22 protein-coding genes are annotated in these 21,620 nt (G+C 46.6%); 4 read left to right on the top strand and 18 right to left on the bottom strand.

Translation table 11 applies throughout. The annotated features are described in order from the left end of the window. Nucleotides 1-103: 103 nt before the first annotated feature. A complete protein-coding gene (locus tag BBEV_RS05135) occupies nucleotides 104-1,885 on the bottom strand; it encodes a putative bifunctional diguanylate cyclase/phosphodiesterase (protein WP_069364490.1) in 1,782 nt (593 codons plus the stop codon). Nucleotides 1,886-2,126: 241 nt separating this feature from the next. Between BBEV_RS05135 and BBEV_RS17590 the strand changes: the two genes are divergently transcribed. The 3 genes from BBEV_RS17590 (at nucleotide 2,127) to ald (ending at nucleotide 3,871) form a co-directional block, all read left to right on the top strand. Continuing rightward, on the top strand, nucleotides 2,127-2,354 hold the full coding sequence (locus tag BBEV_RS17590) for a thioredoxin family protein (protein WP_069364489.1): 228 nt from the start codon (nucleotides 2,127-2,129) through the stop codon (nucleotides 2,352-2,354). A gap of 68 nt (nucleotides 2,355-2,422) precedes the next feature. Next, nucleotides 2,423-2,638 (top strand): KTSC domain-containing protein, encoded by a 216-nt coding sequence (locus tag BBEV_RS05125; RefSeq protein WP_069364488.1) that lies wholly within the window; start codon nucleotides 2,423-2,425, stop codon nucleotides 2,636-2,638. A gap of 117 nt (nucleotides 2,639-2,755) precedes the next feature. After that, nucleotides 2,756-3,871 (top strand): alanine dehydrogenase, encoded by a 1,116-nt coding sequence (ald, locus tag BBEV_RS05120; protein ID WP_069364487.1) that lies wholly within the window; start codon nucleotides 2,756-2,758, stop codon nucleotides 3,869-3,871. A gap of 64 nt (nucleotides 3,872-3,935) precedes the next feature. Here the strand turns inward: ald and srrF are convergent, their stop codons facing one another. The 8 genes from srrF to BBEV_RS05080 form a co-directional block, all read right to left on the bottom strand. Then, the gene (gene srrF / locus BBEV_RS05115; protein ID WP_069364486.1) at nucleotides 3,936-5,192 is read right to left on the bottom strand and encodes a respiratory selenite reductase-associated lipoprotein SrrF; all 1,257 of its coding nucleotides are present in this window, start codon (nucleotides 5,190-5,192) and stop codon (nucleotides 3,936-3,938) included. Nucleotides 5,193-5,208: 16 nt separating this feature from the next. Next, complete coding sequence (gene srrD, locus BBEV_RS05110) at nucleotides 5,209-5,829, bottom strand: respiratory selenite reductase assembly chaperone SrrD (protein WP_069364485.1); 621 nt, start codon at nucleotides 5,827-5,829, stop codon at nucleotides 5,209-5,211. Between the two features lie 35 nt (nucleotides 5,830-5,864). After that, a complete protein-coding gene (gene srrC / locus BBEV_RS05105) occupies nucleotides 5,865-7,028 on the bottom strand; it encodes a respiratory selenite reductase subunit SrrC (protein ID WP_069364484.1) in 1,164 nt (387 codons plus the stop codon). A 16-nt stretch (nucleotides 7,029-7,044) separates the two neighbouring features. Beyond that, nucleotides 7,045-7,584 (bottom strand): respiratory selenite reductase subunit SrrB, encoded by a 540-nt coding sequence (gene srrB / locus BBEV_RS05100; protein ID WP_069364483.1) that lies wholly within the window; start codon nucleotides 7,582-7,584, stop codon nucleotides 7,045-7,047. Further along, nucleotides 7,584-9,800 (bottom strand): respiratory selenite reductase catalytic subunit SrrA, encoded by a 2,217-nt coding sequence (gene srrA / locus BBEV_RS05095; RefSeq protein WP_069364482.1) that lies wholly within the window; start codon nucleotides 9,798-9,800, stop codon nucleotides 7,584-7,586. Before srrA ends, srrB begins: the two co-directional genes overlap by 1 nt. Before the next feature lie 18 nt (nucleotides 9,801-9,818). Continuing rightward, nucleotides 9,819-10,889 carry a respiratory selenite reductase-associated lipoprotein SrrE gene (gene srrE, locus BBEV_RS05090; RefSeq protein ID WP_069364481.1) on the bottom strand — a complete coding sequence of 357 codons (1,071 nt, stop codon included), beginning with the start codon at nucleotides 10,887-10,889 and terminating at the stop codon, nucleotides 9,819-9,821. A gap of 260 nt (nucleotides 10,890-11,149) precedes the next feature. Next, a complete protein-coding gene (locus BBEV_RS05085) occupies nucleotides 11,150-12,646 on the bottom strand; it encodes a methyl-accepting chemotaxis protein (RefSeq protein WP_069364480.1) in 1,497 nt (498 codons plus the stop codon). A gap of 166 nt (nucleotides 12,647-12,812) precedes the next feature. Further along, a complete protein-coding gene (locus tag BBEV_RS05080) occupies nucleotides 12,813-13,328 on the bottom strand; it encodes a rhodanese-like domain-containing protein (RefSeq protein ID WP_084007229.1) in 516 nt (171 codons plus the stop codon). A gap of 347 nt (nucleotides 13,329-13,675) precedes the next feature. Here BBEV_RS05080 and BBEV_RS05075 point away from each other — a divergent pair, with 347 nt between their 5' ends. Beyond that, complete coding sequence (locus BBEV_RS05075; protein WP_069364479.1) at nucleotides 13,676-14,293, top strand: LuxR C-terminal-related transcriptional regulator; 618 nt, start codon at nucleotides 13,676-13,678, stop codon at nucleotides 14,291-14,293. Between the two features lie 203 nt (nucleotides 14,294-14,496). On the opposite strand, the gene BBEV_RS05070 is transcribed toward BBEV_RS05075, so the two are convergent. The 9 genes from BBEV_RS05070 to BBEV_RS05030 all read right to left on the bottom strand — a co-directional run bounded on the left by BBEV_RS05070 (nucleotide 14,497) and on the right by BBEV_RS05030 (nucleotide 21,618). Continuing rightward, nucleotides 14,497-14,862 (bottom strand): YisL family protein, encoded by a 366-nt coding sequence (locus BBEV_RS05070; RefSeq protein WP_069364478.1) that lies wholly within the window; start codon nucleotides 14,860-14,862, stop codon nucleotides 14,497-14,499. 90 nt (nucleotides 14,863-14,952) lie between these two features. Beyond that, nucleotides 14,953-15,600 carry a phosphate signaling complex protein PhoU gene (gene phoU, locus BBEV_RS05065; RefSeq protein ID WP_069364477.1) on the bottom strand — a complete coding sequence of 216 codons (648 nt, stop codon included), beginning with the start codon at nucleotides 15,598-15,600 and terminating at the stop codon, nucleotides 14,953-14,955. Nucleotides 15,601-15,614: 14 nt separating this feature from the next. Continuing rightward, nucleotides 15,615-16,436, bottom strand: a complete 822-nt coding sequence (pstB, locus tag BBEV_RS05060; RefSeq protein WP_084007228.1) for a phosphate ABC transporter ATP-binding protein PstB — start codon at nucleotides 16,434-16,436, stop codon at nucleotides 15,615-15,617. Between the two features lie 83 nt (nucleotides 16,437-16,519). Then, complete coding sequence (pstA, locus tag BBEV_RS05055) at nucleotides 16,520-17,380, bottom strand: phosphate ABC transporter permease PstA (protein WP_069364476.1); 861 nt, start codon at nucleotides 17,378-17,380, stop codon at nucleotides 16,520-16,522. Further along, on the bottom strand, nucleotides 17,373-18,371 hold the full coding sequence (pstC, locus tag BBEV_RS05050) for a phosphate ABC transporter permease subunit PstC (RefSeq protein WP_084007227.1): 999 nt from the start codon (nucleotides 18,369-18,371) through the stop codon (nucleotides 17,373-17,375). Before pstC ends, pstA begins: the two co-directional genes overlap by 8 nt. Nucleotides 18,372-18,467: 96 nt before the next feature. Continuing rightward, nucleotides 18,468-19,430, bottom strand: a complete 963-nt coding sequence (locus BBEV_RS05045; protein WP_069364475.1) for a PstS family phosphate ABC transporter substrate-binding protein — start codon at nucleotides 19,428-19,430, stop codon at nucleotides 18,468-18,470. Nucleotides 19,431-19,863: 433 nt separating this feature from the next. Further along, nucleotides 19,864-20,604, bottom strand: a complete 741-nt coding sequence (locus tag BBEV_RS05040) for an MBL fold metallo-hydrolase (protein WP_069364474.1) — start codon at nucleotides 20,602-20,604, stop codon at nucleotides 19,864-19,866. 369 nt (nucleotides 20,605-20,973) lie between these two features. Continuing rightward, the gene (rpmA, locus tag BBEV_RS05035; RefSeq protein ID WP_069364473.1) at nucleotides 20,974-21,267 is read right to left on the bottom strand and encodes a 50S ribosomal protein L27; all 294 of its coding nucleotides are present in this window, start codon (nucleotides 21,265-21,267) and stop codon (nucleotides 20,974-20,976) included. Nucleotides 21,268-21,282: 15 nt separating this feature from the next. Continuing rightward, nucleotides 21,283-21,618 (bottom strand): ribosomal-processing cysteine protease Prp, encoded by a 336-nt coding sequence (locus tag BBEV_RS05030; RefSeq protein ID WP_069364472.1) that lies wholly within the window; start codon nucleotides 21,616-21,618, stop codon nucleotides 21,283-21,285. Nucleotides 21,619-21,620: the final 2 nt, after the last annotated feature.

Raw genomic sequence — 21,620 nt, 5'->3', positions numbered from 1 at the left:
TATACACCCTCCTGCGTATCTTTCTGCCTCTAGTTTACCGGAAATGTACACGACTTCACAGGGTTAAATCAAAAACTGTCCCCTGAGTGGGAACAGTTTTTGACTATGTTTCAGAAGATCGATGCATGACACGATTTTCGGTTAAAAATAATGGTAATTGTTCCGGCGGAATCGGCCTGCTGTAGAGGTAACCCTGCATTTGATCACAGTGCTGATCCATGAGGAAATTCAATGAATCACTTGTCTCCACACCTTCCGCTATCACTTTCATGCCCATATTATGCGCCAGCTGAATAATGGAAGTGACAATCGCCTGATCATTGTGATTTCTCTTCAGTTCCCTGACGAAGGATTGGTCGATTTTCAGCATATCCACGGGAAACGTACGGAGATAACTCAGTGAACTGAACCCTGTTCCAAAATCATCAATGGAAATATGCACCCCGATGGCTTTGAGCTGTTCGAGGGTGTTCATGCAGGCCTCTTTATTATACAAGAGAACATTCTCGGTGATTTCAATATCCAGGCGTTCTGCTGGCAGTCCTGTCTTTACTAACGTCCATTTCACCGATTGAATAAAATCAGGATGCTGGAATTGCACCGGAGAAACATTCACTCCTACACGAATATTCAGGCCATTATCGTACCAGTCTTTCCCCTTTTGACAAGCCTGATCCAGTACTTGTCTTCCGATGGGAATAATCAGGCCGGTCTCTTCCGCGACTGTAATGAACTGATCGGGTGGCACATAGCCCAGGTCTTCATCAAACCAGCGGATCAAGGCTTCGAACCCGACGACCTGCTGGCTGTAAAAATCATACTGTGGCTGATAATGAAGCTGAAAGCTTTTTTCTTCGATCGCTTTATTCAAACGTTTTTCCAGCGTCAATTGTTTGGTGTAATGACAATGCATTTCCTCTATGTAGACATGATAAGTTGACGGGCCTTTCTCTTTCGATACCTGCATCGCCATCTCCGCCTGGTGAATCAGATCTCCCTTAGTTTTTGCAGTGTCCGGCAATAAAGACACTCCGACGCTTGCAGATACTTTCAATTCATGATTCGAGAGAACAAATGGTTGCTTGAAAAAATGACAGACGTCTTTTGCCACTTTATGAATATACGTCATACTTGGGTAGCCTTCAATCAAGATCGCAAATTGGTCTCCACCGAAACGATAGATCTCCATTCGCTGATCCTGGATGGCCGTGAGTCGAGTAGCCACTTCTTTTAAAAGCCTGTCCCCCGTTAATTGCCCCAGCGTTGCGTTATAATATTTAAACCGGTCCAGATCGAAAAATAGCAACGCCAACTGAGCATCTTCATGCTGGTTTTGACATTTTTGTTCCACTTCCAGTTCGAATTGATCACGGTTTTTCAGTCCAGTCATCTGATCGTACACGACCTCCTGTTGCACAACAGATCCCTGCTTATCCGGCTTCTGATCGGCGATGACATAAAGGGATGCTCTATGCACCTGTTTGTGATCTTTGATCGGAACGAACGATGTTCTATAGGAAATCTGCTTTCCAAACGCTGTGGATTGAACGCAGTCAAACGAAACATGCGAAGAGGACTGACGTGCTTGATTCAATGCCCGCATATCGTGATCATTCAAAAATCTGAATTGAATCACATCATCGATGTGCGCTCCTGATGGGAACTCTTTCTCGTATGTGAAAAGTGAACAATAGCTGTCACTTGCATAGACCAGCCTGTCTTGATCATCCGTCACAAGGATACTAAGAGACTCTCCGATTATTTCCGTGATCAAAGACAGCTGCCTGGTTAAATCACAGCTCGTATGTGCGTATGTATATTCAGTATTTAAGAACTCACCGATCCACTCGTTCAACAATTCGACACTTTTTGATTTCCGGCTCATTTGCTTCTCTCCCAGTCTGGCAAGCTGTAGTACCCATGTTTCACATATGAAAACCCGATCATCACACATTCTATTTTAGACTTAGTTTATTTATTTTCGCAAGTATTTCACGAAGTTTGCGCGGCCTTCTGCTCAGGTTCACAAATACATAACAAAACTGCCAAGTAATGTACACAATTCACAAGGTCTGATTTCCATCCACTGTATTATAATAGAAGTACAGAGGAAAGAGGTGATCGCTTTGAATATTCAAGTCTATGTAAATGAGAATATTAAAGGCAGGGTCTTCGAACAACGGGTAAAAGAAGTCATTAAAGAGCTCGGCATTGAAGCGGATGTTCTGATCTCTTCCAAGCGTCCTGAATGCGCCAGTCATGTTTTTTACTCCCCTGCGTTGATCATCGATCAAAAGGTGGTTGCCACCGGGAAGTTATTAAGTCGCGATGAAATTGTCCATCACTTCATGTAATCGTTTTTACAATCAGTATTTCGGGTACAGTTCTGTATACTGACCACATTTCAAGGAGGCGTCGATATATGGAACAAACTACAATACGCGATGGTTATTTTGATCACCTGAAGTTTGATGATTCGAACAAGCAACTGCATGTCCGATTCTCTTCAGGGAAATATTTCCTCCACTACGAAGTCAATAAATTTGATTACATTGGTCTTTTGTCGAGCAGTCAGATGAGAAGATACTATGAAGATACCATTCTGAAAAAGTATCCTCCGGAAGACATGAAAAACTGAAGATTTCGAAAACTTGCCTTCTGGCAAGTTTTTCTTTATGCATGATTGTATATCATCCTCTAAACAGATAAGATAGGAACAGAGCTATTCATTTTATTCATTTGGAGGTAGTCGGTTATGATCATTGGAATTCCAAAAGAGATCAAAAATAACGAAAACCGTGTGGCCTTGACACCCGCCGGAGTCATGACATTCAAACAGGCAGGACATGACATATACGTTGAACGTTCAGCTGGAATTGAAAGCGGTTTCACAGACGAAGCGTATGAACAGGCCGGTGCAACAATGATGCATGATGCAGCAGACGTCTGGCAGCAGTCCACTATGATTATGAAGGTTAAGGAACCGCTTGAACCTGAATACAAATGGTTCAGGGAGGATTTGATTTTGTTCACTTACCTTCATCTCGCGGCCGAACCGGCACTCGCCAAAGCATTAACTGAAAATAAGACGACCGCGATTGCCTATGAAACCGTTGAAGTGAACGGTACCCTGCCCTTATTGACACCGATGAGTGAAGTCGCCGGACGGATGGCATCTCAGATCGGTGCACAATTCCTGGAGAAACCCCATGGCGGTTCAGGCGTGCTGTTATCCGGTATTCCTGGCGTAAAACGGGGGAAAGTGACCGTCATCGGAGGCGGTGTCGTCGGAACCAATGCAGCGAAAATTGCGATGGGACTTGGCGCGGATGTAACCATCATCGACCTCAATCCGGAACGTCTGAGACAGCTTGACGATCAGTTCGGCACAGCAATCAATACCATCATGAGTAATCCGCTGAACATTGCCCATGCGGTGAAAGAATCGGACCTCATCATCGGAGCTGTTTTGATTCCGGGTGCAAAAGCACCCACTCTCGTCACAGAAGATATGATCAAGACGATGCATCCCGGGTCTGTCATCGTCGATGTGGCCATTGACCAGGGTGGAATTGTAGAAACCGTTGATACAATCACCACGCACGATGATCCAACCTATGTAAAGCATGGCGTGGTCCATTACGCCGTAGCCAATATGCCGGGGGCAGTTCCGAGAACGTCCACTCTCGGCTTGACGAATGTGACCGTCCCTTACGCGCTGAGAGTCGCAAATTTCGGCCTCACAGAAGCCCTGAAACATGTTTCAGGGCTAAGGCAGGGTGTCAATACCGCCGGTGGTTATATCACCTATGAAGCCGTTGCGAAGGATCTTGGTCTCGTATATAAACCGCTGGATGAAGTAATGCCTTGATCGATACCATACGATTAAAACCCTGATTGCCCAAGAGGCAATCAGGGTTTTTCAGATTTAAAAATTAGTCAAGCGTATAGCTTCCATCTTCGGAAATCGAGATTCCGCCGTCCCAATAATATACTTCCTCATAGCCGAAATCTGCAATATTTTCCACAACACCTGCAGCCCGGGCACCGCTGGCACAGTGTATCACTAATGTTGTACTCAAGTCATCCGGCAATTTCTCCTCAACGCTTGGATCGTTGGCATGAATATCACCATCCGGAATATGAAGCGCACCATCAATCATTCCCCCGGCCACTTCACTGTCACCGCGAACATCGACAATGGTTGCACCGGAATCGACAAATTCATCAAATTCATCTGCTGAAACGGATCGATCCACTTTCCCGGCCGACACATCAAACTCTGAATCCGCTGTGTCCATGCCGAATGTCGGCAGTCCAGCCTGCTTCCAGGCCGGCATTCCGCCTGACAGCACCTTCACATTTGTATAACCATCTGCGAGCAATTCGTTCGCCAACTGGGGACTCTTATGACAGAAGAAACCGCCACAGTAGATGATGATCTCTGCATCTTTATTTGCTGGTGCAAACCCTTGATACTTCGAACCGTATTGTGTGTCATCCCAAAATACAGCAGTAGGAATATGTTCACCGAAATAGCCGGCGTAGGTTCTTGTATCAATAATCATGACAGGTTCAGTATCGTCTCGTACAACATTGGATTCCAAAATCTGTTCTTCCACATATTCCGGTGTTACCGTAAAATAATTTCCTTCCTCTTTCCAAAAAGGCGTTCCTTCCTGATAAACGTAGGTATTCTCATAACCCATTTCCTCAGCTTTTTCTGACGAACTGCCACTTAACGGACAGTGCAGACCGCCACAGTAGAAGATCAGTTTCGTATCCAAATCCTCCGGAAGAAGGTCACTGTAATTGTCAAAGTTGCTGTCCGGGATATTGATGGCTCCGTTAATGTGTCCGGCTGCATATACTTCAGGTGGGCGACTGTCAATCAGTGCGACCTTATCCCATTCAGGCGGTACCTCGTCATAAGTGGACCGGTCCTGACTGATCTCCGGTAATCCATCCATTAACCGAGATAATTGTGCGGTATCAATATAATCCCAATCCTCGTTGTATGGAACGTCTTCCGGACCGTCATCCTCTTCTTCCGTTTCGATAATATAAGGAGATGTATCGGGTTCCATTGGCAGAAACGAAGTGGGTTCTGATTCGCTTGCTTGCGAAGAGCCACATGCACTGAGTGCAAGAACACCTGCAAGCGAAATGAAACTGATTGTCCATTTCTTCATTCTGTTCACTCCTTTCTTAAGTGAGCTCTTTCGGACTGACCGAAACCGTGCCGATCAGTACGTTGAGCAGATAATCATAAAAAGGTACATCGTCTATTTCCTGATGGTTCTTGTGAAAATCATCAAGCCAGTTCAGATGATCCCGACGAAAAACTTCTGCAGCTTCAAGGTCCTGCTCGATCAGCATCGCATAAAACTCCAGCGTGATTGCCAGGTGATCGGGCATCATCTCATAGTCTTTTGGCACCTGAATCTGATAGTGTGCCAAAAGGTGCTTCATATGAAGCGCAGAATCACCCATGTAGAATCCTTTTTTGTTATAGAGCCCTGTCTGATCCCCTGGATCAACGCTCCATGGTTTATAAAGGGATTCCACCGGCGGATGAAACGGTGCACTAATCCCTGAGTAAGCGGTCATGAACTGTTTTTTCGCTGTGTTTGAAGCATCGCGTAAATCTTTGAAAGAACGAAGCGATTCAATCGGAATTTCAGGAATATCAGCAAGATACCCTTGTACTTCCTGATCCAATACGCCTTCTGCAATCGCCTGTTCCACTTCGTCATCCGGGTACTTGTATAATTCCCCGATCAATTTTACGAGTTCTGTATAGGCTTGAAGCCGATCTGCAATCGTCATATGATCACCTTCTGGTTGTGGTTGAGTATGTCTGTTCAAGATACTTTCGTACTTTCTGTTTCCTCATGATGATCATCTTCATTCAAATCCAGGAACTGTTCCCCGAGAAGATAAAGCATGACAGATCCACCGAGACCAAAGATCATTGTCGCCCATTCTGACCAGAGAATCGACACATCGCGAAGTTCATTCATCGTCAAAGACCCGGTCACCACTTCAAGAGGTACCATTTGTCCGGCAAAGGTCAGAATGATCCGCATCGCAAACAGTCCGATTAAGAGTACAATCCCGGTCGTTAACATCGTGGACGCCTTCTTGACTTTTACAAGCCCCAAAATCAGAAGCGGAATCAGGAACACAAATCCGACTTCAAGAACCCAGTAAGGAACGGCGAGAGGACCGTCGACCATTAACTGCATGGACGCCAATCGGTTTGTGTTCCCGCTGTATAAGGCATAGATCCAGTTCCAGGTGACAAAAATGATCCCGACTGCAAGCAGCCCCATGGTCAATTTCGTGATCAATGGATAGATCCCCGGCAGCTTGTTGCGGTCTTCTTCCGGCATGACTTTCGTCTTCGAGAGGAAGAACGCCATAATCATGGCAACAGCCAGACCTGATACGAACGCCATCAAGAGAAAGAAGATCGACAGATACGCCGTATTCCATAGTCCTCTTGCCACACTGAGCCCGAATACGGCGCCCAGTGTACTTTGTGCTGCAATGCCGACACCGAGAACAAACGGGCTGATCGTATTGACAATCTGATGATTGTTTTTAATCTGAAAGAAAAACTCAATGACATGAAGCAAGAGATATAAACCATAGAACGCACCCATCCAGAAAATCGGAGCAGTCCAGTTCGGTGTCACAAGAATATACACCATCGCCAATGGATTTCCCAGTTCGACACCGATCATGACAAAACCCATCAACAGTGTGGCAATCGAGGCCATCGTTAACCGCTTCGTCAGAAAGGCGAATTTTTCGATTTTGAATACGTGCACCATTGATGACAGGAACGTCAGCCCTGTACTGATGGCAACAAAGAAAACATAAGCACCAATCAAGGATCCCCATGGCACATAGTTACTGGTGCCCATCACGTGTTCACCGTGGATAAAGATATTTGCAATACCAACGATACCAAAGATCATCAGCACGCCGGCTATTCCGTACCATATATTACGATTCAGCATAGTTTCTCACCTCTCTTTATTTGATGTACCAGATTCTCGGCTTCGTGCCGGCTTCCGGAAGAAGTTGCGTTGTTGTAAACTGAGCCATCTTCTTACTGATTTCACTGTCCGGATCGTCCAGATCACCGAAGAGACGGACTTCATTCATGCAGGTGCTCGAGCAGGCAGGCTGTTTCCCCTGCGTAAGCATCTCTGGGCACCAGCGGCATTTTTCTGCCAGACGTGCCTCATTCAACGCTCTTGCATCATAAGGACAAGCTGCCATACACGCTTTACAACCTGTACATTTTGACGGATTAAAAGCAACAATGCCATCCTCTTCTTGTTTGAATGTTGCCTGTGTTGAACACACTTTGACACAAGGTGCATCGTCGCAGTGCATGCATTGAATCGGCAGGATGTCCATTTTCACATTCGGATACGTGCCGCTTTCGACAAACTCCAGCCGGTTATACGTCACTTCCGGCTCCAGCTCGTTATACGTTGAACAGGCAATGCTGCAAGCATGACAACCTGTACATTTTCTTGAGTCAATTAACAGTCCATATCGGGCCATTACGCTTCACCACCTTTTCTTACTTGGACAACGACTTCCTGGGACATCGTGGATCCTGAATACGGTTCGATCATCATCGGGATAAAATCATTGTAGTTAATCCCTAATTGATACCCTTCTTTAATTTTATGAGAGAATGCGCCATATGCGGATGGAATCCAGACACATTCAGGGTGTATGAGCTGAGTCACATGGACAGGAACGGTTTTGTCGGCAATGTCCGATTTGACCGATACGGTGTCGCCATCTTCAATCCCCAGATCCTTTGCCCGCTGTGCATTGATCCACATTGCTTCGCCTTTATATTTTTCCGTGATGCGAAGTAAGGATGCGTTGGTGCTCGTCACTGAGTGTGAATGATACGGCTGTTTCCCGTGGATCAATCTGAATTCTTCAGGATTGTTCAGATCAGGCTCCACTTTCGTCGGGATCCAGGTCGGAACGCCCCGCTTCCCTTCCACTTTGAACAGTTCGGCGGAAAACTGGATCTTGCCGCTGAATGTCCCGAGATCCGGTTGACCGGACATGTTGACCGGGAATCCCGGTTCCACTTTATTCGTTCGCAGTTCAACCGTACCTTTTTCTTTCAACTCTTCCGGTGTAACGCCAGTCGGTTCTAGCATTGCAGCGATTTCATCATCCACCGTGTAATCATAGAGATTGTCATAGCCCATCTCTTTTGTAATGCCTCTCATAATGTCGAGGAGCGGCAAGGTATCATGCAACGGGTTGGTCACCTGCTGCCGGATTGAAATTTGCGGCCAGTCATGGGAAATATGTCCGGAAACTGGCATTGGCACTTCGGTTCTTTCCAGGTAATAATTCTCCGGAAGAATATAATCTGCTGCATAAACGGACGTTTCGTTCCAGTCCACCGGGATCGAAACCACCAGCTCGGCATTGGCAATCTTCTTTTGATACTCCGGATCGGGAGCGGTACGAACCGGGTTGAAATGATAGATGAACACGGATTTGACTCGTCCCTTATCGATCATCTCCGGAACAGATTGAGCAATCCCACGGCTTGATTCCACCGTCATATGCTCGCCTTCAACTCCGGCACCATCTGCTCGCGGTCCCTTTTCGACCATTTCAACATCCGTTTGCATGTATTCGCCAAATTCAACACCGGCAGATGGCATAAGACCGCCACGCTGAAAGAAATTCCCTACGAGCGCATTGAGGATAACACCCATCTGTGCCGTTTGTGTGCTGTTGAAATAGTGAGCATGCAGGCCATGCCAACCAGGCTCAACGAAAGCCTGCGGCGCATTTTCAGCAAACTCCCGGGAAATCCGTCTGATCGTTTCCGCTTCTATACCGGTTTTTTCAGCGGCCCACTCCGCATCTTTGTCTTTATTCATATTCCAAAATTCATCGAAATCCGTCACATACTTGTTTACAAATGTCTTATCATAGAGATTTTCTGAGATCAGCGTATGTGCCATCCCCAGTCGAAGTGCCAGGTCGGAACCCGGTCTGATCGGGATCCACTCGTCGGCAATTTTTGCCATTTCTGTGTATCTCGGGTCAATCACGACGATTTTTGCGCCATTCTCTTTTGCTTTCAGGATTTTCTTCATTCCGTTTGGAATAATCGCACCGGCAAAGTTCCGACCTTCAAAAATCATATACTTAGAATGTTCATGGTCTCCTGCCGGCATACTGCCGACCATGTGCTGCCAAGCATTCGTTTTCGATGTGAAGCAGGTGGAATAGTGCGTAATGTAGTTGGAAGAACCCATTCGATCAAGCAACGGATCCGCGTAACGCTTGCCTCTGACCCCGTGTTCCAACCACAGAAAGTTATTGCCGCCGTACTGATCTCGCAGGCTTGCCATTTTTTCACCAATTTCTTTAAACGCCTGTTCCCAGGAGATTGGTTCGAATTCGCCTTCAGCCACTTTTTTCATCGGTCCCTGGACGCGGCCTTTCCCATAGATATCTGCAGCCATTCCGTGACCCCGTGCACAAAGACGTCCGCCGGATTTCAGGTGTACCGGATGTCCCTCGACATACCAGAGGCGGTCGTTCTTTACATGTGCAATGATCCCGCACATGCTCGCACAGCCGTTACAGGTGGAAGAAATGGTTCTGTCTTCTCCTTCTGCTGCTGCTTTTTTGAAGTCCCCCATCGTCATCTGAAATGGTACAGCTGCTGCAGCTGCTGTCGCGGCAGAAGCTTTTAGAAATGTTCGTCGTTTTAATTTTGCCATTCTGATTCGCTCCCTTCGTTAGCTGCATCCTGCTTCAACATCGCCAGAATCCATATCAAATTTCAATTCAGTAACCGGCAGATCGTATACCTTGGAGAAGTCAAACAGATAATCTCCAACGACCTCTTCATCACCGCTCCAGATGCTCATGCCATAGGCAAGCGGTGCTGCTTTGTAATCAAGCTGTCCGAGTAATCTTGTAATTTGTGAGGCATCGTACCCGTTATAACCGATCACGATCGTCATCTTATCCGGATCGAGTAAGGATAAGTTCTCTTCTGTAAACAGTTCGTTATAAGGGATGTTCGCCGCTTCTTCGACATGTCCCTGAGAGTAATGCTCTTCAAGCCGTGTATCGATCAATTGATACTCATCCAGCTCTCCTTCATCGATCAGTTCTTTCACTGCTGGCGCGCCCATCACAGCCGGCAGTTCCTTATCAAGCATGACTTGAGATTGTTCAAACGCCGCTGCAGTCATGTCATCAGCATCACTCATCACCTCAGGCAACGCATACGTTTCCGTCAACTCATAGCCCGTTGTGACGACCGGTAAATCAGCAGGTCCTCCAGGAATATCTGAACCGAGTCCGGTTCCTGCTGCGTAACCGCCCATTCCAAATTGCAGTGCTTTCGCATCATAGCCGGCTGCATTCAGCATGCCAACCGTCTGACTGGCCGTGTGCCCTGAAAAACAGACGACATAAATTGTTTTGTCTTCCGGTAATTCCACATACAAATGCTCTATTCCTGAAACTCTGAACGGTATACTGACTGCCCCTGGAATATGGCCTTCAATAAACGTTGTCGTATCCCTGACGTCGAGAATGAAATAGTCTTCCGGATTTTCAAAGATGGTTTTATTGTGTAGTTCTTCACCTGTGATCAGATTAAAATTCGGCTCCTCCATATACGCTGCCGACATTTCCATCAGATCATTGAATACGTCTGTTTCAACCGGTGTTTCCTCTTCCTGACCGTTTCCATTGTTGTTTTCTTCATCGGCCATGACACTGGCTTCTTCGCTGTTACAGGCCGTTGCTGTCAACAGCAATGTCCCCATCAACAACCCTGTCCATTTGTGTTTCATGTCTTCAACCTCCCCTTTATTATCAAAAATTATCTGTTGTATTGTTCTACATCCTAAGCATAGAAAACAATTATGAAATGATCATGAAATCACTGAAATCATTCTGTGAACAGCCGTTCATACTTTTGAATTGTCATGACTTTGACACAAATAGACGGCCACAGCGGAATAGCCGCCATGACCGTCATTCATTACGTATATGATTACTCTCCCCGTTAAAATCGCCAGCTCACTAATCCTTCACTGCTGCATCACGGAAATCAGGAGCTCTTCGAGGACATGTTGTCTGATAAGGCTTCAAGCCTGTTCGTCATGGCTTCAAGCTCATCCGTCTGAGTCGACAATTCTGTCATTTGTTTTTCCTGATCATAGACCAGCTGCTGAACCGCTTCAACTGAGGCGGCTGCTTCTTCAGTAAATGACGTGACGTCATCCGTCCGTTCCTGGATCATACTGAAGACCGAGGTGAGTTCAGTGATGTTATGTTCCAGTGTTTTCAGATCTGAAAAACTTCCCTCCGCATAACGTTCGATTTCCTGGAAGTGTTCCACCGCTTCCTTACTGGAATCAAAGCTCGTTTTCACAGCTTGATAATTCGCATCAGAGCCACTTCGCACCTGATGGATCAGATCCGTGAGCTCTTTTAAGATCCCGGCAATCTGTTCTGTCGACTGCTGGGAGGATTCCGCAAGTTTACGAACTTCATCTGCCACGACGGCAAAACCTTTTCCGTGTTCTCCCGCCCGGGCAGCTTCAATGGATGCATTCAGGGCCAGTAAATTGGTCTGTTCTGAAATCCCGGTGATCGTACCCAGAATCTGTTCGATTTCACTGCTGCTTTTAAACAGTGTTTCAATCTGTCCGGTCTGATCCTCAATACCGCTGTAAACCCGTCGCATTTCCTGATTCGCCGTTTCCACTTTTTCTCGGCCATTTTTGGTGGCTGTCAGAGTTTTCTCCGAACGATCCTGAACGACGGTGAACTGATCTGTAATCTCCTGGATATCTTCGGTTGTTTCAGCCACCTGTCCCTGTATCTGCTCCACACTTGATGCGGACGCTGTCACACCTTGCCTCATATCCTCATAACTCTGGACAATATCCGCTGTGATGCGATCGGCCCGGGTAACAACCTGCTTCAATGTATCCGTAAACTGAGCCAGCTGCCGGATGGATTTTTGAACGTCATCGAGCATCTTTTGTAAAGCCTGTTGAGACGTATTGACCTGTTCAACGTAGCCCAGTTTTTCCCGTTCCATCCGTTCACCGATTTTTGCCTGGGCAAACAGGGTCGAGGTAATCACGATGTACATGACATTCAGAGAGAACAACATGCTCATCTCTGCACCGAAAAACATGTCATCTTGATAAAATACAAAAAAGCCGTTGGATAAAAAGAAGCCAATCACCGTCATGAATAAAATGGACCGGCTGTTGTGATAAAGCGTGATAAATGCAATGGCCACATAGACCATCAGATAGTTGGATAACCGCGGTGACGTCATGACCATGGCTACAATCACAATGGAGAAATTCACCGCAACGAGATACTGAATCATATGTACTGTTTTCGGATACCTGTACACCAGTACCGTCAATACCAAAACAGCGAGTATACCGACTCCGGAAAAGGCAAGGATCCCCTCGATATTGACCCCTGTAATAAAATTACTGGCCACCCCAAGCAAAAATGCAAACCATAACAGCTTCACCATCATTTTGTTACGACCGTCAAGTTCTCTTTGTTTTGACGTCAAAAAAAGACCTCCCCCAAAAGTGGACTGAATTGTCATTCATTCCAGCTAATCGTACCATGAATCAGGATCATTGACCATCACAAACAGGAAAAAGCTGCAGCAATAGCCGCAGCTTTCAGTCGGTTGTGATGTATTGTCAAAAAAGATTGATTCAGGGCAGAACGGATTATTCTACAGGTAATTCTGCACTGTTCCAGCCGTTCATGCCGCCGGTTGCAATATACGTATCATACCCGGCCATTCTGAGTACTGCCATGGCCTGTGAAGCCGTTTGGCCCGAGTAGCAGACAACGACGACTTTTTCATCTGACGGAATCTCGTCAAAGGATGTGCCAAGCTGCGCCATTGGAATATTCATTGCTCCTGCGATCGCTTCTTCGGCAAAGTCACCATCAGCACGAATGTCCAAAATCACCACATCATCTAATGCTTCATAAACATCATCCGCAGACATCATGTAGCTGCCTTCAGGCAAGGTGTTGAAATAAGCTCTTGATGCCTGCATGACGATTTCATCTTCGTCTACTTCCGGCGCCTCATTATTTACATTTTCTTCAGCCGCCGCTGCTTCATTTTCTCCGCCTGTTGCATTTTCAACGTCATTGTTATCCCCGCATGCTGCGATTGACATCATCAATGTTGTACCCAGTACGATTCCGATTACCTGCTTTGCTCTTCTCATTTGTAATTCCCCCTGTAATGTAATTTGTTCCACGTCCCAAGTATAGGTCCTGTTTCCCTTCGAAAAATAGCGAACAGCGACAGATGTGAAGAAAATGCCAAATCTGCGACTGTACTTCCGCTACACTTGTTTGAAACTTTCACAGGTTGTTCACCACTCTTCACAAATCAGTCTCAAAAACACCCGACTTTCCGTTAAGATGTGGACTTTTTGTCACAATACTTTAACAAGATCACCACTTTACAGGATTACATCCGTGTGAAAGCGTGATAAGATAATAGTAACATTAATACCCCAAGGGCTATTTCACATGGATTTCATAATCTGTTCGACAGGAGGCTACTGGTATGAATATTGCAGTCATTGATCCGCAGGAAGTCACCAGTGAAGGGTTACGCCAGTTATTGAAAGCGTCGTATTTCATCGATGACTTTTTAACCTACAGGGGTCCTGCGCAGTTTCTGGCTGATCGAAGGGACCTTCAGCTGGATCTATTAATCACAGAGCTTTGTCTACCAACGCCTCTTGACGGTTTGACCTTCCTAGACCAGCTGCATGATTCACAACTTGTTCCGAACCGGATCAGACATACAGCAGTCTTGACCTATTGTGATGACCTCCTGTTTGAACGTCAGGTGAGACAGCGTGATGCATCGGGTTTTTTATGCAAGCAAATGACCAAGGAAGAGATCGTAGAACGACTGGATCTGGTCCTTGCGGGTAAACAAAGCTATCCCCATCCTTCTGAGTCCAGCATCACCGACCGGGGGACCCAGGTTTTGTCCAGGAAGGAGAAAGAGGTCTTTACCATGCTCGTCCGGGGCTATGCCTATAAAGACATCTCCTCGGTCTACCGCATGTCTGTTCACACCGTAGAAACACATCGGCAGAACATCAGTCGTAAACTCGGTAAATCCGCAAGACATGAATGGTTTGATATCGCCAAACAGATGGAATTGATTTGACGCCAATCAAGACACGTTGGCTTGATTCTTTCAGTATACTTAAACGTGCCTATGTCCTGTCGATTTCGCAGGTTTGACCAGCTGAAAACATTGCTGTGTTCGGATTCAGAACCCTCTGAATGACAGATGTTCTTACGGAATGCAAAAAGCACGTCCTGTCTGTTCATAAAACAGACGGGACGTGCTTTTTCAATGCAGCCTTCTTACGTCAGGAAATACCCGAAATAGAGGACAACGGCCAAAAGGACGATAAACAGTCCCCAGAATACAGGTACCTGCTGTTTGGTCAGAGTCCCTTTTTTCATACGGGACGTAATCAATTCCATCATAAAAATCAGTGCAAAGGCTAAAATTCCTTTGATGATGGCATTTACTGTTGGTACGAGAAAGATCATGATGAGACCCGTTCCGAATACCAGTAAGTAAACCAGGCGCAATGTCATTTGCATCATTTTGGCAGGTTTCTGCTTGCCATTTCGAATCATCACTGTCGTCAAAAGAAACAGTACAACAGCAATGAGCCAAAACAACGCGTGAGAGTGCAGAAATATCCCGTAATTTTGTATCATGTATCATGTCCTCCTTCAAATCCTTCTCGCAGTCGATTATAGCGATTTACGCTTCGAAGGACAACCAATAGCACTCTGTTTCAAAGACATTCAGTTCAAATCAAACCGTTGCCCGTTCACTTCGTAAATGATCCACTCCGCCACATTCGTGCCATAATCGGCAATCCGCTCCATATAACGGGCCATGAAGACAAATTGCATGACATCCTCGCTGGCTTTTTCCGACGAAAACCGGTGTTTGACGAAGTCGCTGTAGTCCTTATCAATTTTATCATCCAGTGCTGCAATATGCTGAGCACCGATCACGTCCGATTGACTGTAGGCAAGGAATACACGGTGAATCATTTGGATCACCTGTTTAGCTAGATCGTTCAGTCCTTCAATCTCCGTTTCATAATTGCAGAGATTATCCACACGCAGGGCTGCTTTCGCCATATCGACCGTCAAATCCCCGATCCGTTCGAGATCACTTGCCACTTTCAGACCTGCGATGATTTTCCGTAAATCCGACGCGACTGGCTGTTGCCGGGCAATCATCATCGTTGCCTTGTCGTTGATATCGAGTTCAATCCGGTTGATTGTCTCATCTTCTTCGACAATGTCTTCGAGTCGCGGGAGGTTGTTCGCTTCGATGGCCTGAATGGTATCCTGGAAGCCGCGAAGTACTGAATGGCCAAGGTCGGCTATGTCATCTTTCAACAAGCTTAATTCCGCCTCGAAATGTGTTCGTGTTGGCATGATGCCACCCTCCTTCAGCCGAACCGGCCGGTGATGTAGTCTTCCGTACGTTTATCCGTTGGATTTGAAAAGATCCGGTCTGTATCATCAAACTCCACGACCTCACCGTTTAGAAAAAACGCTGTTTTATCCGATATCCGGGCAGCCTGCTGCATGTTATGGGTCACGATCACAATCGAATACTTCTTCTTCAGTTCGCCGATCAGTTCCTCCACCTTGAGAGTTGATTTCGGATCGAGTGCCGATGTCGGTTCATCCATCAGGATCACTTCCGGTTCCACAGCCAGGCATCTGGCAATGCAGAGGCGCTGCTGCTGTCCGCCTGAGAGACCGAGTGCCGACTCATGCAGGCGATCCTTCACTTCATCCCACAAACCGGAATCGCGCAGACTCTCCTCGACGATTTCTCTCAGTTTTCCTTTATTTTTAACGCCGTGCACCCGGGGACCAAAAGCGATATTATCAAAAATGGACTTCGGGAACGGGTTTGGTTTTTGAAACACCATGCCGATGGCTGAACGCAGTTCCACCAGATTGATGGAGGGATCAAAAATATCCGTCTCATGATAAATCACCTGACCGGTTGTTTTGACGATCGGAATCAGATCCACCATACGGTTCAGTGTCTTCAGAAACGTGGATTTCCCGCAGCCTGAAGGACCGATGATCGCTGTGACACCGTTTTTCGGGATGGCCAGATCGATCCCTTGAAGTGCCTGATCGTTCCCGTACCAGAGATTTAATCCCTTCGCTTCGAAAATTACCTCTGCACGATTTTCCTGCTTTTCTTCAGTGACCTTCGCTTCTTTTTCCATGACTGAATGTGATAATACCATCTTTAATACCCCCTGATAGTTAATTGTATGACGCCGGAATTGTTTCTTGTTGATTTCATCAACTGTCTGTCATCAAGCCACGATTATAACGCTTCGTTGCGTCGTCTGAACCGGTTACGGATGATGATCGCAGTCAGGTTCAACAGAATGACCAGTATGATCAGAACAAGCGCTGTGCCATACGCTATCGGTCTCACTGCACTCGCCTGCGCATGCTGCGTTGCCAGAATATACAAATGATATGGCAGTGCCATAAAGCTGTCTGTCAGTTCCGTCGGCAAATTCCTTGAGTAATACGCGGCACCCGTTAAGATAATCGGTGCCGTCTCTCCTGCAGCGCGCGCAAGCCCTAAAATGGAACCGGTCATCATTCCGGGAATTGCAGATGGTAAAACGAGCTGCCGGATCGTCTGCCATTTCGTCGCTCCCAGTGCCAGACCGCCCTCGCGAAACGAGGTGGGGACTGCCTTCAGGGCTTCTTCAGAAGCAGTAATGACCCACGGTAACACCATAATCGCCAGAGTGATGGCGGCCGTGATCAAACCGACCCCGATTTGCAGAAAACTGGCGAAGATCCCGAGTCCAAACAGACCATAGACAATCGAAGGAACCCCGGCCAGATTCCGGATACTCAACCGGATCAAGCGGACAATGGGCCCTTGCGAGGCATATTCGTTCAGATAAATCGCCGCACCGATTCCAACAGGCACGGAGATCATAACGGTCAGCGAGGACACATAGAACGTTCCCACGAGGGCAGGCCAGATGCCTCCTTCCGTCATGTTTCGTCTCGGCGCTTCCGTGATAAAGGACCAGCTTAAAACCGATGCACCTTCTCTGATGATCGAAAACAACAGGAGTCCCAGGGCAACAACGGTCATCGCTGCGAAAAAACCCATGATGGAAAACCAGATTTTCTCTGTTCGCATTTTTTTCTTATTCATTGCCCAGTTTCCTCCTTTGCTTATTGATCAGATAATCTGCGACCATATTGACAATGAACGTGATGACAAAAAGGATAAGGGCAAGGACAAACAGCGAACTGTAATGGAGGCTTCCCCATGACACATCCGACCCTTCAATGGCGATGTTGGCTGTCAATGTCCGCACAGATGTCAGAAAGTCCGGTACAACGATGCCGAAAAATTCACGGAGCGGCATGTCAATGGCGTTACCTGCAGCCATGAGCACCGTCATCGTCTCCCCGACGGCCCGGCCAAACCCGAGCATGACACCGGCCATAATACCTGATTTTGCTGCGGGGGCTGTGATCATTTTGATCGTTTCCCAACGGGACGCACCCAATGCATAAGCTGCTTCCCGGTAATCTTTCGGGACACTTTTCAACGAGTCTTCTGCGATACTGATAATCGTCGGCAATGCCATGACTGACAAAATCAGCGAGGCGGTCAGCGCCGTGAGACCATTGGACAGATTAAAAAGATGCGCAATGATCGGTGACAAGATCACCAGTGCAATAAACCCAAGGATCACCGACGGAAAAATCGCCAGGATCTCCACCGCCGGTTTTAAAATCTCTCTCACACGCCTCGGGGCAATTTCTGCAATAAAGATTGCTGTAAAGATCCCCCACGGAATCGCAATAATGAGCGCGCCCAGGGTAACCATGACGGAACTCATAATAAACGGCAGTGCCCCGTAGCCCGCTTCCTGCGGAGAAGAGGGATACCATCTGATGCCGGTCAAGTATTCAACAATGCCTACTTCCCGTAAGGCACCGGAGCCTTCCCTGACCAGAAAAAATAAAATCAGGAATAATACAAATACCGCGATAAACCCGAAAACGAGAAACACTTTTTCCATTACGTAATCGAGCACATTGGATTTGAATGATCGTTGTGTCAATTTTTCTTTTGTGACGACATTGAGATCCTTTTCGGTCCCATCGTTATCTTGCTCAAGTGGCAATCCCATTGTGTATGTCCTCCTTACCAGTCCCTGATTGATGATCCTGACTTGACCATACCGAAAAAGAAGGGCTGGACCCTTCTTTTTCGATCGGGGGTTTCATTACCAGTCAAGACCCAGCGTTTCGTAAGCTTGTTGATTTTGTTCCTGATTGTGCGATCCGATTTGATAAAAACCGGTATCATACCGGACATCATCCGCTGTCTCTGACTTGATGACGAAATCAAGGTAGTCCAGCATAATGCCTTCAGGTGAACCGTTGACATAGAAATAAAGCGGTCTTGCAATCGGGTACGTTCCTTCATCCACATTGGACTCTTCAAACGGTGTCACGTAGTCACTTTCCTCGTCGTTTGCAATGTTCAAAGCGTCGATCCCTTCGATGTAACCTATTCCGATATAGCCAATCGCATTCTCCTCTTGCTCAATCGCTTCTCGAATGGCTGAAGAACCCGGCATGAATTTGGCACCTGATGCAAAATCCTCACCATCCATCACATTCTCGTTAAAATAGACGTACGTGCCGGAATTGGATTGTCTCGAGTAGATGGACATCTCGCCACCTTCGTCCCAGCCAACTTCGGACCAGTCGGTCATCTTGCCGGTGAAGATATCTTTCACCTGCTGGACTGTCAAATCATCAATCGGGTTATCGTTATGGACTGCCACTGCCAGACCGTCCTGACCGACGATGAATTCATGCGGTTCCGCGCCATTGGCTTCAGCTTCAGCCATCTCATCCTCTGTCATCGGGCGGGATGACTGGGCGATATCCACTTCGTTATTGATCATCGCGGCTACACCTGTACCCGATCCGCCACCGGTAACGGATACGTCACCTTTTACGTTATAATCCATGTACTCTTCGGCAAAAGCCTGTCCCAAGTTCACCATCGTATCCGATCCTCTGATCTCCAGATAGCCTTCAGGACCGTCCTCACCATTACCGTTACCGTTGTTATTTCCGTTGTCGTTGGCAGCACCTGCTGTGTCACCGTCGTTGTTCCCGCACGCTGTTGTCATAAGCAATGCGCCAAATACCACTGTTAATGCATACTTTTTCATGTTTTAGTTCCTCCCGCATCATTTTGAGTACTTGTTTTCTTTCTCTTACAAGTCCAAGTGTAACGATGTATTGTTAAGGACATATAAAGTGAACGTAAAGTGATCGTGAAAACTGTGTAAAGTTTGTAAAGGCAAACATTCAAACCGTTAACAGCGCCTCACAGCTTCAATAAATCCAGGTCTTCTTATCAGAGCAATCACGATAGCCTCAGTTGCACTTACAGTTCAATCCTTCAGCATACATAAACCCCTTCGATCATCATTCTTTATAGCTATGTTTTAGTTCGTTGTTTTCAGTCGCTACCGACGGACGCTTACCGCAGTGTCGCTACCTGTCTCTCCCTCAAACTATGTATCATCAATAGACCTTAACAGTGCCTTCTTAATAGAAAATAAAAAAACACCCCAGCTTTCGCCAGGATGTAATGGTTGTTCAGATCTGATATTGGTCGTTGTCCTTTGCCAGAATGATGTCTCCGGTGAATTCTTTTTTCGCCTCGGCGATCAGTTCCGGATGGTTTCCAAAGTGCGGGAGATGGGTCAGAATCATTTTTTTCGTTTCGCTTTTTCTGGCGAGAATGCCGCAATCTTTACTGGTCATATGACCGAACAGCTCACCGTTTTGCCCTTCATAAAAGCTGCATTCAGCGAGCAGCAGATCACTTTTGGCTGCGAAGGTTTCAATCTCTGGACTGTATGACGTATCTGCTGTGTATACGAGCGTTCCGCCTGTCACGTTTGACGTGATCTTCATCGCATAACTGTCCACTTTATGTTTCCCTTTGCAAAATTCCAGACTCAGATTCCCGTAAGTCAGTCTGTTCTCTTCGCTGTAGGTCTTCAAGTCCGTATAGGGATCTTTTTGATAGCTGTTTGCCCATGCCATCGCGGTCTCATGAACAAAAAATTCAATGGGATGATGCGTGTAGTTCAACTGCATGCCAATCAGCCTGCTATAGGCTAAAACACCCAGATCCGCCGTGTGGTCTGCATGCTCATGGCTGATAAAGACTGCATCGAGCTTATTCAAATCGATAAATTTCTGTAAATGGGAAACGCAGCCACTGCCACAGTCGAGCAGAATGCGCGTCTCTCCTTCTTCAATCAGATAACAGCTGGTCGCACTGTCTGCAGCAGGATAAGCACCCCAATATCCGACGATTGTCACATCCATCCCTTCCGCCTCCTTTTTTATATGCATTCATCATACCATATCATTTGTTATATTCCAATTATCGGAACTTATTATGGGTACACCGCTTGATTACAGAAGGAAATATCGGCCAAATATTTCCGTTCAGACTGCGTTCAGCTAAACTGAACCCAGTCCAACAGAAAGACAGGTTTGTCACTTCAGCCATGGGCAGGGCCTTTGTCGCCCCTATTCTTGAAGGTAAACTTTTATAAAGAAAATGCGGCTTTTCGCCAAACTTTAATCACGAAAGCCTTAGTTACGTTTATCCTTTATTCCTTTAGCCAGTTTAAACAATCCTAATCAATACAAAAAAGACCCTCACGAATGAGGATCTTCAGAGTGCATTAATTATGCTTCCTGGGCAACAGGGTATACGCTGACGCGCTTACGGCTGCGTCCAACACGTTCGAATTTTACAATGCCGTCGGCTTTTGCAAAAAGCGTGTCGTCTCCGCCGATCCCTACGTTGACGCCTGGATAAATTTTCGTTCCTCGCTGACGGACGAGAATTGAGCCGCCAGTTACAGTCTGTCCATCACCAGTCTTGGTACCAAGACGTTTGGAGATCGAGTCACGACCGTTTTTTGTACTACCTACCCCTTTTTTCTGGGCGAAATACTGAAGATCCAACTTCAAGAACATGGTCTTCACCTCCTGTCAGTTTACATCGGTTACGTGTATGAATCGGCTGTACTGCTCTTCCATTGTTTTCAATGAAATCCGTAATCCTTCAAGCAGTATCTGGACTTTTTCACTGACTGACTCTTCAAGATCTGAAGGAACAGCGCAGCGTAGAAATCCGCCATTGTCTCTCATGTCTACATTCAAATCAACGCCTGCCACTTCTGCAATGGCATTCACTGCTCCAAAAGAGACAGCAGATGCGCCGGCACAGACGAGATCGAAGCCATAAGGCCCGGAATCGGCGTGACCGTCCATGGTAAATGAGTGAATGGTCCCAACGGATGTACGTTCAAAATGAACTTGTATCATCG

Origin of the sequence: Salisediminibacterium beveridgei, from assembly GCF_001721685.1 — a bacterium.
GTDB classification, from domain to species: domain Bacteria; phylum Bacillota; class Bacilli; order Bacillales; family Salisediminibacteriaceae; genus Salisediminibacterium; species Salisediminibacterium beveridgei.
This window is presented reverse-complemented; position numbering and strand designations above follow the sequence as displayed.

Bases quoted from the DNA above. Each gene is read 5' to 3' on its own strand.
- BBEV_RS05135 (WP_069364490.1), bottom strand. From the start codon at position 1,885: ATGAGCCGGAAATCAAAAAGTGTCGAATTGTTGAACGAGTGGATCGGT.
- BBEV_RS05125 (WP_069364488.1), top strand. From the start codon at position 2,423: ATGGAACAAACTACAATACGCGATGGTTATTTTGATCACCTGAAGTTT.
- ald (WP_069364487.1), top strand. From the start codon at position 2,756: ATGATCATTGGAATTCCAAAAGAGATCAAAAATAACGAAAACCGTGTG.
- srrF (WP_069364486.1), bottom strand. From the start codon at position 5,192: ATGAAGAAATGGACAATCAGTTTCATTTCGCTTGCAGGTGTTCTTGCA.
- srrD (WP_069364485.1), bottom strand. From the start codon at position 5,829: ATGACGATTGCAGATCGGCTTCAAGCCTATACAGAACTCGTAAAATTG.
- srrC (WP_069364484.1), bottom strand. From the start codon at position 7,028: ATGCTGAATCGTAATATATGGTACGGAATAGCCGGCGTGCTGATGATC.
- srrB (WP_069364483.1), bottom strand. From the start codon at position 7,584: ATGGCCCGATATGGACTGTTAATTGACTCAAGAAAATGTACAGGTTGT.
- srrA (WP_069364482.1), bottom strand. From the start codon at position 9,800: ATGGCAAAATTAAAACGACGAACATTTCTAAAAGCTTCTGCCGCGACA.
- srrE (WP_069364481.1), bottom strand. From the start codon at position 10,889: ATGAAACACAAATGGACAGGGTTGTTGATGGGGACATTGCTGTTGACA.
- BBEV_RS05080 (WP_084007229.1), bottom strand. From the start codon at position 13,328: ATGAGAAGAGCAAAGCAGGTAATCGGAATCGTACTGGGTACAACATTG.
- BBEV_RS05075 (WP_069364479.1), top strand. From the start codon at position 13,676: ATGAATATTGCAGTCATTGATCCGCAGGAAGTCACCAGTGAAGGGTTA.
- BBEV_RS05070 (WP_069364478.1), bottom strand. From the start codon at position 14,862: ATGATACAAAATTACGGGATATTTCTGCACTCTCACGCGTTGTTTTGG.
- phoU (WP_069364477.1), bottom strand. From the start codon at position 15,600: ATGCCAACACGAACACATTTCGAGGCGGAATTAAGCTTGTTGAAAGAT.
- pstB (WP_084007228.1), bottom strand. From the start codon at position 16,436: ATGGTATTATCACATTCAGTCATGGAAAAAGAAGCGAAGGTCACTGAA.
- pstA (WP_069364476.1), bottom strand. From the start codon at position 17,380: ATGAATAAGAAAAAAATGCGAACAGAGAAAATCTGGTTTTCCATCATG.
- pstC (WP_084007227.1), bottom strand. From the start codon at position 18,371: ATGGGATTGCCACTTGAGCAAGATAACGATGGGACCGAAAAGGATCTC.
- BBEV_RS05045 (WP_069364475.1), bottom strand. From the start codon at position 19,430: ATGAAAAAGTATGCATTAACAGTGGTATTTGGCGCATTGCTTATGACA.
- BBEV_RS05040 (WP_069364474.1), bottom strand. From the start codon at position 20,604: ATGGATGTGACAATCGTCGGATATTGGGGTGCTTATCCTGCTGCAGAC.
- rpmA (WP_069364473.1), bottom strand. From the start codon at position 21,267: ATGTTCTTGAAGTTGGATCTTCAGTATTTCGCCCAGAAAAAAGGGGTA.
- BBEV_RS05030 (WP_069364472.1), bottom strand. From the start codon at position 21,618: ATGATACAAGTTCATTTTGAACGTACATCCGTTGGGACCATTCACTCA.